9 protein-coding genes are annotated in these 10831 nt (G+C 73.3%); 5 read left to right on the top strand and 4 right to left on the bottom strand.

What is annotated here, in order from left to right; all coding sequences use genetic code 11:
- The 3 genes from ADY01_RS26340 to ADY01_RS26330 all read right to left on the bottom strand — a co-directional run.
- Nucleotides 1-430 (bottom strand): WXG100 family type VII secretion target (locus ADY01_RS26340; RefSeq protein WP_199826311.1); only part of this gene is annotated, 430 nt, incomplete at its 3' end.
- Nucleotides 431-578: 148 nt separating this feature from the next.
- A complete protein-coding gene (locus tag ADY01_RS26335) occupies nucleotides 579-1694 on the bottom strand; it encodes a glycoside hydrolase family 53 protein (RefSeq protein ID WP_078900620.1) in 1116 nt (371 codons plus the stop codon).
- Nucleotides 1695-1733: 39 nt separating this feature from the next.
- The gene (locus ADY01_RS26330; protein WP_049578484.1) at nucleotides 1734-3764 is read right to left on the bottom strand and encodes a beta-galactosidase; all 2031 of its coding nucleotides are present in this window, start codon (nucleotides 3762-3764) and stop codon (nucleotides 1734-1736) included.
- Between the two features lie 140 nt (nucleotides 3765-3904).
- Here ADY01_RS26330 and ADY01_RS26325 point away from each other — a divergent pair, with 140 nt between their 5' ends.
- From ADY01_RS26325 to ADY01_RS26305, 5 genes are all read left to right on the top strand, one after another.
- On the top strand, nucleotides 3905-5206 hold the full coding sequence (locus ADY01_RS26325) for an ABC transporter substrate-binding protein (RefSeq protein ID WP_049578482.1): 1302 nt from the start codon (nucleotides 3905-3907) through the stop codon (nucleotides 5204-5206).
- A gap of 50 nt (nucleotides 5207-5256) precedes the next feature.
- A complete protein-coding gene (locus ADY01_RS26320) occupies nucleotides 5257-6189 on the top strand; it encodes a carbohydrate ABC transporter permease (RefSeq protein ID WP_049578481.1) in 933 nt (310 codons plus the stop codon).
- Complete coding sequence (locus ADY01_RS26315) at nucleotides 6186-7049, top strand: carbohydrate ABC transporter permease (protein ID WP_049578479.1); 864 nt, start codon at nucleotides 6186-6188, stop codon at nucleotides 7047-7049. Before ADY01_RS26320 ends, ADY01_RS26315 begins: the two co-directional genes overlap by 4 nt.
- Nucleotides 7050-7051: 2 nt before the next feature.
- Complete coding sequence (locus ADY01_RS26310) at nucleotides 7052-8116, top strand: LacI family DNA-binding transcriptional regulator (RefSeq protein WP_234320424.1); 1065 nt, start codon at nucleotides 7052-7054, stop codon at nucleotides 8114-8116.
- Between the two features lie 136 nt (nucleotides 8117-8252).
- Nucleotides 8253-9485, top strand: a complete 1233-nt coding sequence (locus ADY01_RS26305; protein ID WP_078900619.1) for a hypothetical protein — start codon at nucleotides 8253-8255, stop codon at nucleotides 9483-9485.
- Here ADY01_RS26305 and ADY01_RS26300 read toward each other — a convergent pair.
- Nucleotides 9463-10746: a PP2C family protein-serine/threonine phosphatase gene (locus ADY01_RS26300; protein WP_107081827.1), complete on the bottom strand. Its 1284-nt coding sequence runs from the start codon at nucleotides 10744-10746 to the stop codon at nucleotides 9463-9465. The genes ADY01_RS26305 and ADY01_RS26300 overlap by 23 nt on opposite strands.
- Nucleotides 10747-10831: the final 85 nt, after the last annotated feature.

Genomic DNA, 10831 nt, shown 5'->3' with positions numbered 1-10831 from the left:
CCTGGAGACGCTCCGCCTCCTCCCCCGCACGCCCCACCCAGTCCTCCGCACCGGACAGTTCGCTCTGCGCCGCCTGCAAGTCCGCCTGCGCCGCTATCGCCCGGTCCAAAGCCCGATCCGCCTGCGCCTGCGCACGCTCCAACTCCGGCCAGTACCGCCCCAGCGCATCCGCCGCCATGTCATAGGAGTCCCGCAGCTTCGTCAGATTCTCCGGAACCCCGTCGAACTCCGAACGGAACGCATCCGCCGACAACCCCGACCAGTCCTGCATCGCACGGTCCGACGCCATCCCCCGGATCTTCCCCAGCGCCTCGCCCACATCATCGGCGAACGTCTGCAAGTCCTCGGACAGCGTCCGGACTTCCTCCGGATCCCCCGGAGTCGGATCGGAGTCCATATCCACCGGACTCCAGTCGGATGCACGTGCCATCGCATGACCCCCGTTCCGCGTGCCACCATCTCCCACGAACGTAATCGGCCGGTTCCGGGCACTCAATGGCATAACCGTCACAGCCCATCGACAAGTAAGCGGCGGGCCGCCCGGGGGGTGGCGGCCCGCCGCGTTCGAGGGGAGGGGGTCAGCGCCAGCGGACCGCCGGGAGGGCGCGGCCGTCGTAGTCGAACAGGGCCTGGTTCTCCCAGGCGTTGCCCGAGGAGGGGTCGGCCGGGTCCCAGCCGTTGCCGGTGGTGGCGGTCCAGGCGGGCTCCCAGTAGAACAGGCCCCGGCCGCGGCTGTCCGGCAGGTCGGCGAGGACCCCCGAGACGGCCTGGATCCAGTCCCACTGGCCCTCGGGGTGCGCGCCGAAGCCGGGCACCAGCAGGGAGGGGTCCCCGATGATGTTGGGGTGGCCGTCGGCGTCGTCCAGGGTGAACGGGTACGCCGTCTCGGCCACGATCAGGTCCTTGCCGTAACGCTCCACGCAGTCACGGGCGTTGAAGCTCAGCTCGTCCAGCGTGCCGTGCCAGTAGCCGTAGAACGACAGGGCGATCACGTCGAACGGCACGCCGCGCCGGACGGCGTTGTCGAACCACCACACCGTGCCGCCGTTGTCCCCGCCCTCGGCGAGGTGGAGGGCGACCTCGGTGCCCGGGGAGGCGTCGCGCGCCGCGTGGGAGCCCGCGATGAGGAGCCGGGCGAGCGCGTCCCAGTCGTCGCTGGATCCGTCGGGCCAGAGCATGCCGCCGTTGATCTCGTTGCCGATCTGGGCCATGGCGGCGGGGGTGCCCTGGGCGCGCAGGCCGTCGAGGGTGGCGAACGTGTGGTCGTACAGGGCCCGTTCGAGCTGGTCGAAGGGGAGGTTGGCCCAGGAGGCGGGCTTGTTCTGCTGGCCGGGGTCGGCCCAGCTGTCGGAGTAGTGGAAGTCGACGAGCAGCCGCATGTTCAGGGCGGCGGCGCGCCGGGCCATGGTGAGGAGTTGCGGCAGGCCGTGGTAGCCGTCGGGCGAGTCGACCCAGACCTTGAGGCGGACCCAGTTGGCGCCGCCGTCGCGGAGGATGGCCAGCGGGTCGCCGACGGTGCCGTCGGCGTAGCGGAAGACGGCTCCGTGGTCTTCCCCCTTGAGGACGGAGGAGAGGTCGACGCCCTGGATCGCCAGGGGAACGGCGCTGGCGGTGCCGGGGGTCAGGGCACCCCACGCGACGGGTGCCGCGAGGGCGGCCGTTCCGGCGCGGAGGAGGGTTCGTCGGTGCATCATGGGTCCCTTCCATGAGCGTGGGTGGGGGAGTTCGCAGGGTCACTCGGGCTGGTGCACGACCCTGACGGCGCCCGCGGGGACGGCCAGGCGGCCGGTGACGCGTGCGCCGGTGAGCAGTTCGGTGCCGTGTGCGCCGCCGCGTGCGGCCAGGTCCACCGTGGCCTCGGCGGCGGTGTGGTTGAGGACGAAGAGGTAGCCGTCGCCGTTCGCGCCGACGCGCCGGACCACCTCGACGTCGGTGGGCAGGTCGTCGTGGAGGCCGATCCCGGCGTCGGCGGTGGCGGCGGTGAGGACCGCGCCGAGGCCCTCGCGGTCGAGGCGGGCCGAGACGTACCAGGCCGCGCCCTCGCCCAGCGCGTGGCGGGTGACGGCGGGGCCGCCCGCCGCGGGACCGTCCGTGTAGTGCCACAGCGGCTCGGCGCCCGAGGTGACCACGGTCTCGGCCCAGACGTCCGCGGTCAGTTCCGGCCGTCCGGTGCCCGCGAGCCGCACGGTCTCCCCGGCGCGCAGCGGCTGGAACTCCTCGACGGTCAGGCCGAGTACGTCGCGCAGCGCGCCGGGGTGCGGGCCGGGGTGGACGGCGTCGTCGGCGTCGACGATGCCCGAGAAGCAGGAGACGACGAGGGTGCCGCCGCCCTCGGCGTAGCGCCGCAGGTTCTCGCCCGCGGCGGCGGTGGCGAGGTAGAGGGAGGGGACGACGACCAGGGGGTGCCGGGCGAGGCCGGGTGCCTCGGGGTGGACGAAGTCGGTGGTGAGGTGGAGGTCGTAGAGGGCGGCGTACCAGGACTCGGCGCGTTCCCTGGTGTCGAGGTCGTCGCTGGGGCGCCATTCGAGCCGCTGCGCCCACCAGGACTCCCAGTCCCAGACGACGGCGGCGTCCGCGACCGTGCGGCTGCCTCGGAGGGGGGCCAACGCGGCGATGTCGGCGCCGAGTTGGACGACCTCGCGCCAGACGCGGCTGTCGGTGCCCGCGTGCGGGACCATCGCGGAGTGGAACTTCTCGGCTCCGGCGCGGGAGGCTCGCCACTGGAAGAACATGGCGCCCTCGGAGCCGCGGGCCACATGGGCGAGGCTGTTGCGGGCCATCTCGCCGGGGCGCTTGGCGATGCCGCGGGGCTGCCAGTTGACGGCGCTGGTGGAGTGTTCGAGGAGCAGCCAGGGCTTGTCGCCCGCCACCGAGCGGGTCATGTCGGCGGCCATGGCGAGGTTGACGTGGTTGCGGTCCTCCTCGGCGACCAGGTAGTGGTCGTTGGTGACGAGGTCCACCTCGCGGCCCCAGGCCCAGTAGTCGATGGAGTCGCACTGGGTGGGCGAGACCATGAAGTTGGTGGTGACGGGGGTGCCGGGGGACAGCTCGTGGAGCAGGTCGCGCTCCCTGCGGAAGTTCTCCAGCGCGGCGTCGCTCGCGAAGCGCGCCCAGTCCAGGCGCTGGGCCGGGTTGGCGACGGTGGGGGTCAGGCGCGGGGGCTGGATCTCCTCCCAGTCGCCGTAGCGCTGGCCCCAGAACGCGGTGCCCCAGGCGGAGTTGAGCGCGTCGAGCGTGCCGTGGCGGTCGGCGAGCCAGCGGCGGAAGTGGGCGGCGGAGGCGTCGCAGTAGCAGGCGAGGACGGGGACGCCGTACTCGTTGTGCACGTGCCACAGGGCGAGCGCCGGGTGGTCGCCGTACCGTTCGGCGAGCGCGCGGGTGATGCGGACGGCGGCCCGCTGGTAGGCGTCCGAGCTGTGGCAGATGGCGCCGCGTGAGCCGAACTCCCAGCGCACGCCCTCGCGGTTGGTGGGCAGCGCCTCGGGGTGGGCGCGGTAGAACCACGCGGGGGGCACCACGGTGGGGGTGGCGAGGTCGACGCGGATGCCGCCCTCGTGCAGCAGGTCGAGGACGCGGTCGAGCCAGCCGAAGGTGAACGTGCCCTCGCTCGGCTCCAGTGCGGCCCAGGAGAAGATCCCGACGCTGACCATGGTGACCCCGGCCTCGCGCATCAGCTTGACGTCCTCGGGCCAGAGCTCCTCCGGCCACTGCTCGGGGTTGTAGTCCCCGCCGAAGGCGAGCCGGTCCAGCCGGTCCATCCGCATCTGATGCGCCTTTCTGTGAACGTGCACACTCCACATAAGCGCACAGCACCAACCATTGACAAGCGTCCGATCTGTTTCTCTACTGTGAACGCTCACAGATTCCCCGCAGACGCTCAGGGCACCGCCCACGGAGGATTCCCATGCATCAGCGCACCGCGGCGGCGGCCCTCACCGCCGCCCTCACGGCCGTCGCCCTCACCGGCTGCGGCGGCTCGTCCGACGAGGGCTCGGGCGACTCGGACGGGCCGGTGAACCTGACCTACTGGGCCTGGGCCCCGGGCATGGAGCAGGTCGTCGACCTCTGGAACGAGGCCAACCCCGACATCCAGGTGACCGTCAAGGAACAGGCCGCGGGCGACGACCTCGTCACCAGGACCATCACCGCCGCCCAGGCGGGCGAGGCCCCCGATCTCGTCCAGGCCGAGTACCAGGCGCTGCCCACCCTCGTCTCCAACGACGTCCTCGCCGACATCTCCGAGCAGGCCGGCGACGCCGAGGAGCGGTTCGCCCCGGGCGTCTGGCAGCAGGTCACCCTCGGCACCGACGCGGTCTACGCGCTGCCGCAGGACTCGGGCCCGATGATGTTCTACTACCGCGAGGACCTCTTCGCCGAGTACGGCCTCGATGTCCCCGCCACCTGGGACGAGTTCGCCGAGACCGCCCGCACCCTGCGGGACGTCTCCCCCGACACGCACCTGACGACGTTCTCCGCCAACGACGCCGGGCTCTTCGCCGGGCTCGCCCAGCAGGCGGGCGCCCGGTGGTGGACCACGGAGGGCGAGACCTGGCGCGTCGCCATCGACGACGAGGCGACCCGGCGCGTCGCCGACTTCTGGGGCGGCCTCGTCGCCGAGGGCGCCGTCCTGAACGAGCCGATGTACACGCCCGCGTGGAACCAGGCGATCAACAACGGCGACCAGATCGCCTGGGTCAGCGCCGTCTGGGCCCCCGGCACCCTGGCCACCGCCGCCCCCGACACCGCGGGCCGGTGGGCCATGGCGCCGCTGCCGCAGTGGGAGGAGGGCGCGGGCGCCACCGGAAGCTGGGGCGGCTCCAGCGTCGGCATCACCAACGACGCGGAGGACAAGGAGGCCGCCGCCGAGTTCGCCACCTGGCTGAACACCGACCCCGAGGCGCTGGCCGCGATGGTCACCGAGGGCGGCATCTACCCGGCCGCGACCGCCGCCCAGACCGGCGACGCGCTGGCCGCGCCGCCCGCGTTCTTCGAGAACCAGCCCGACTTCTACGAGCGGGCCGCCGAGATAGCCCAGGGCACCGCGCCCGCCGCCTGGGGGCCCAATGTCAACGTGGCCTACGGCGCGTTCAACGACGCCTTCGCCGCCGCCGCCGAGAGCCGGGGCGACTTCACCGAGGCGCTGACCGCCGTGCAGGAGGCCACCGTCGAGGACATGGAGTCGCACGGCTTCCAGGTCGCCGAGTGACGGGCGGTGGCCGGGCGGGTGGCCGGGTGACGGGCCAGGTGCGTGGCCGGGTGCGTGGCCGGGCGACGCGCCGCACCGGGCAGGGGGCGCGGCGGCGCGCCCCGTACGCCTTCCTCGCCCCCGCCGTCGTTCTCTTCCTGCTGTTCTTCGCGCTGCCCATCGGCTACGCGATCCACCTCAGCCTCCGCACCGTCGAGGTGCGGGGCCTCGGCCTCGGCAGCGGCGCCCGCCAGGAGGTCTGGGCGGGCCTGGCCAACTACACGGACGCGCTCGGCGACCCCGAACTCCTCGACGGCGCCGTCCGCGTGGCCGTCTACGGCCTGATCGTCGTCCCCGTCATGCTCGGCCTCGCGCTGCTGTTCGCCCTGCTGCTGGACGCCGACCGGGTGCGCGGCCGGCGCGTCAGCCGCCTGCTGATCTTCCTGCCGTACGCCATCCCCGGCGTCATCGCCGCCCTGCTGTGGGGCTTCCTCTACCTGCCGTCCGTCAGCCCCCTGCACCACACCCTCGACGCGCTCGGGCTGCCGGAGCCCGACCTGCTCGGCGGCAACGCCCTGTACCTCGCGCTGTCCAACATCGCCGTGTGGGGCGGCACCGGCTTCAACATGATCGTCATCTACACCGCGCTGCGCGCCATCCCCGCCGACGTCTACGAGGCCGCCCGCCTCGACGGCTGCTCCCAGCTCCAGATCGCGCTGCGCGTCAAGGTGCCCATGGTGGCGCCCTCCCTCGTGCTCACCTTCTTCTTCTCGATCATCGCCACCCTTCAGGTCTTCAGCGAACCGACCACCCTGCGCCCGCTGACCAACGGCGTCCCGACCACCTGGAGCCCGCTGATGAAGGTCTACCAGGACGCGTTCGGCAACGGCGACATCCACTCCGCCGCCGCCACCGCCGTCGTCATCGCCCTCATCACCCTCGCCCTGTCGTTCGGCTTCCTGCGAGCGGCGGGCGCCCGCACCCGCCAGGAGGAGGCCCGGTGAGCGGCACGACCACCACCCCGCCGAACGCGCCGCGCCGCGTCGCCCTGCTGCCCACCGCCGCCCTGCTGCTCGGCGCCCTCTACTGCCTGGTGCCGGTCGCCTGGGTGCTGGTCGCCTCCACCAAGGCGGGCGACGAGCTCTTCTCCACCTTCACCTTCTCCCCCGGCACCGGGCTCTGGGAGAACATCGGCGACCTCACCGCCTACCGCGACGGCGTCTACTGGCGGTGGATGGCCAACTCCGCCCTCTACGCGGGCGTCGGCGCCGCCCTGTCCTGCGCGGTCTCCGCGCTCGGCGGCTACGCCCTGGCCGTCTACCGCTTCGCCGGCCGCGAGGCGATCTTCGGGGTCCTGCTCGCCGGCGTCCTCATGCCGCCCGTCATCCTCGCCGTCCCGCAGTACCTGCTGCTCGCCGAGGTCAGTCTCACCGACACCCACCTCTCCGTGCTGCTGCCGGTGCTCCTCTCCCCCTACGGCATCTACCTCGCCCGCGTCTACGCCGCCGCGGCCGTGCCGTCCGACGTGGTCGAGGCGGCCCGGATGGACGGCGCGGGCGAGTGGCGGATCTTCCGCACCATCGCCCTGCCCATGATGCTGCCGGGGCTGGTGACGATCTTCCTCTTCCAGTTCGTCGCCATCTGGAACAACTTCCTGCTGCCGTTCATCATGCTGAGCGACGACGAGAAGTTCCCGATGACGCTGGGCCTGTACACGCTGCTCAACCAGGGTTCCAACAGCCCCGCCCTCTACACCCTGGTGATCACCGGCGCGATGCTCGCCATCGTCCCGCTGGTCGCGCTCTTCCTCCTCATCCAGCGGTTCTGGAGTCTCGACCTGCTCTCCGGCGCCGTAAAGTCGTGAGCGTGACCTCGAACAACGCGGCAGGGAAGGCGGCGGGGAAGGGCCCGGGCAGGCGCCGGAGGCCGACCATCCACGACGTGGCGCGGGAGGCCGGCGTCTCCCGCGGCACCGTCTCCCGCGTCCTCAACGGCGGCCACTACGTCAGCCCCTCCGCCGCCGAGGCCGTCAACGCCGCCATCCGCAAGACCGGTTACGTGCTCAACCGGCACGCCCGCTCGCTGATCACCGGCCGCTCGGGCTCGGCGGCGTTCCTGCTGACCGAGCCGCAGGAGAAGTTCTTCGAGGACCCCAACTTCAACGTCCTGCTCCGCGGTTGCACCCAGGCGCTCGCCGCCCACGACATCCCGCTGCTGCTGATGCTCGCCGGCACCCGCGAGGAGCAGCGCCGCATCATCCGCTATGTCTCGGCCGGCCATGTCGACGGCGTGCTGCTGGTCTCCAGCCACACCGGCGACCCCGTGGCCGAGCAGCTGGTCGAGGCCGGGATCCCCGTGGTCATGTGCGGCAAGCCCGTGGACGGCACCGGCCCCACCACCCGCCTCGCCCACGTCGCCGCCGACGACCGGGACGGCGCCCGGCAGATGGTGCGCCACCTGCTGGCCACCGGGCGCCGCCGGATCGCCACCGTGACCGGGCCGCTGGACACCCCCGGCGGCGTGGAGCGCCTGGCCGGGTACCGCGAGGTGCTGGCCGAGGCGGGGCTCCCGGCCGACGAGGGGCTGATCGCGGCGGGCGACTACAGCCGCGCCTCGGGCGCCTCGACGGCCGCCGGGCTGCTGGCCCGCCGCCCGGACCTGGACGCGCTGTTCGTCGCCTCGGACCTGATGGCGCAGGGCGCGCTGACCGCGCTGGAACGCGCCGGGCGCACCGTTCCCGGCGATGTCGCCGTCGGCGGCTTCGACGACTCCACGGCCGCCGTCTCCTCGATGCCGCCGCTGACCACGATCCGCCAGCCCTGGGACCGGATCAGCGCGGAGATGGTCCGCCTGCTGGTCGGCCAGATCGAGGGCGAGTCCACCTCGGCCGTCATCCTCCCCACCGAACTGGTCACCCGCGACTCCACCTGAGCGGGTAGTGAGTACCTGAACGGCCCGCTGTTCACGCCGCCTTCGGTCGCGCGCCGCCCGGATCCGGCGTGGTGATAACTCCGGGGCCCTAGGGTCCCGATGCCTCTGTGTGCCCCGACCCCACAGGAGATCCCCCGTGCGCAAGGCCCGGCTGACCACGGTCACCTCGCTCGCCCTGTCCGCCCTCGCCTTCTCCGCCGTCGGCCTGCCGTCCCCCGCGACGGCCGTACCCGCCGCCGGGTCCGCCGCGCAGCGGACCCAGGCCGCGCCCGCCGCCGCGCCCAAGCGCGAGCGGCCCGAGCTCCCCGCCTACATCCACGGCGGCGCCTGGCCGACCAGCCACGTCCAGGGCGTCACCGTCGACGCCGAGAACGGCCTCGTCTACTGGTCGTTCACCCAGGCGCTGGTCAAGACCGACCTCGCGGGCAACGTCATCGGCACCGTCGAGGGCCTGACGGGCCATCTCGGCGACATCGACCTCAACCCCCGTGACGGCCGCGTCTACGGCTCCCTGGAGTACAAGGCGGAGGAGGCGTTCTACATCGCCGTCTTCGACGTCGACGCGATCGACCGGCCCGGCATGGACGCCGAGACCGACGGCGTGATGACCGCCGTCCATCTGAGCGAGGTCGTCGAGGACTTCACCGCCGACATGGACGGCGACGGCGTCTTCGACGGCGACACCGCGGACACCGCCGACCACCGCTACGGGTGCAGCGGCATCGACGGCGTCTCGTTCGGCCCCTCCTTCGGCTCCCGGCACGGCGCGACCCGGCTGATGGTCGCCTACGGCGTCTACTCCCACACCGGCCGGGCCGACAACGACCACCAGGTGATCCTGGAGTACGACGTGAGCGACTGGAGCCGCTGGGAGCGCCCGCTCAGCCAGGAGGACCCGCACCGCAGCGGCCCGCGCCGCCCGGCCGGGAAGCACTTCGTGTACACCGGGAACACCAACTTCGGCGTGCAGAACCTGGAGTACGACGCCCACACCGGCGACTGGATGATGGCCGTCTACCCCGGCGCGAAGGAGGAGTTCCCCAACTACTCCCTCTTCATCGTCGACGGCTCGGTCCGCCCCCACCGCGGCGAGATCGCGGGGCAGCCGGAGCGCGAGCGCGGCAGCCTGCTGACCCTGGTCCGCGACGGCCTGCACGACCCCGGGACCGGCGTCCGGGGCTGGGAGTTCCACGGCAACTACGGCCTGGCGGCGCTCGGCGACGGCACCTACTACGCGGCCGAGGGCGGGCCCGTCGAGGAGGGCGGCCAGACCCTCCAGGAGGGCTGGGTCGACCGCTACCGGTGGACCGGCGCCACGCCCACCCCGTTCGCGCCGGTCGGCTCCGTCAGCGGGGGCCTGGAGCCGTGACCCTCCCGCCCCCGGCGCGGGGCGACACCCGGACGGCGAGCGCCAGCGTGTCGTCCGGGTGCAGGATCACGGTGTGCATGTCGGCGGCCACCGCGCCCGGCACCCGGGCGATCGGCAGCCCGGCGTGGCGGGTGGCCGCGCGGACGAGCCGCCTCTCCCCCTCCAGCGGGTTCTTGCGGCTCTCGGTGAGGCCGTCGGTGTAGAGCACGAGCAGGTCGCCGGGACGGATCCGCTCGCGCAGCACCTCGTCGCTGCCCGCCATCGGGAAGCCGATGCCGCGGCCCTTGGCCTCCAGATAGCTGTGGCCGCCGCCCGCCCTGATCAGCAGGGCGGGCTGGTGGCTGCCGTTGGCCAGCGTCAGTTCGCCGGTGCCCGGCATCAGCCGGGCCAGCTGCACGGTGGCCATCAGCTCGCGGTCGAACGGCAGCAGGATCTCGTCCGTGCGGCCGATGATCGATTCGAGGCGGTGCCCCTCAAGGGCGAGCGTGCGCACGGCGTGGGTCACGTTCAGCGCGCTGCGGGTGCTGGTGACGCCGTGGCCCAGGGCGTCCACCACGGTGATGTGGACCGAGCCGTCGGGCAGCGCGAACCAGTCGTACAGGTCGCCGCCGGTGGGCGCATCGGTGCCCGCCGGGGCGTAGTGGACCGCCACCTCCAGGCCCTCGATGGCGATGGGCGGCGGGCGCAGCGCGTCCTCCAGCTCGCGCAGCGTCTGCCCGTGGGCGCGCCGCAGCCGCTCGTCGCGCTCCTCCAGCTGCACATAGAGGGCCAGGACGCCGCTGTTGGTCTCGGCCAGCTCGTGCGTGAGGCGGCCGTGGTCGGCGGCGAGGGCCTGGGCGCGCGCCGCGGCGTGCAGCAACTCAAGCTCCAGCGCCTCCACTTCGGAGCCCTCGGCCTCGGGACCCGCCGCCTCGGGGCCGGTGTCGCCGACGGCGTCCGCCGGGGGCAGCGGCACGCGCCAGACGGCCGAGCCGTCCTCGGCGACCTCGGCGGGCAGCGGCAACTCGGCCGACAGGGGCGCCGCTTCGCCACCCAGCGGCCGGCAGAGGACGGCGAGCAGCCCGGGGCGGGCGCCGGAGGCGCGCCGCACGGTGGTGCCCAGGCGGACGGCGTGGCCCGCGGCGAACGCGGCACCCGCGACGGCGGTCACCGAGACCACCAGGCGGGCGCGGACGTCGAGGGGCAGGCGGTGGACGCGGGCCAGGTCGCGCACGGCGACCCGCAGGTCGGCCGCCGTGCGGAACCGGTGAGGTCGGGTCATGGTCATGGCATCAGGGGGCGAGAGCCAGGGCCGCCGCGTCGTCGCGCGCCAGCCGGTGGCGGTGGGCGAGGGCGGGGGCCAGCAG

Origin of the sequence: Streptomyces sp. SBT349 (assembly GCF_001083795.1) — a bacterium.
Taxonomy (GTDB): domain Bacteria; phylum Actinomycetota; class Actinomycetes; order Streptomycetales; family Streptomycetaceae; genus Streptomyces.
The sequence above is the reverse complement of the archived record's forward strand: the minus strand, read 5'-3'. Positions and strand labels throughout refer to the sequence as shown.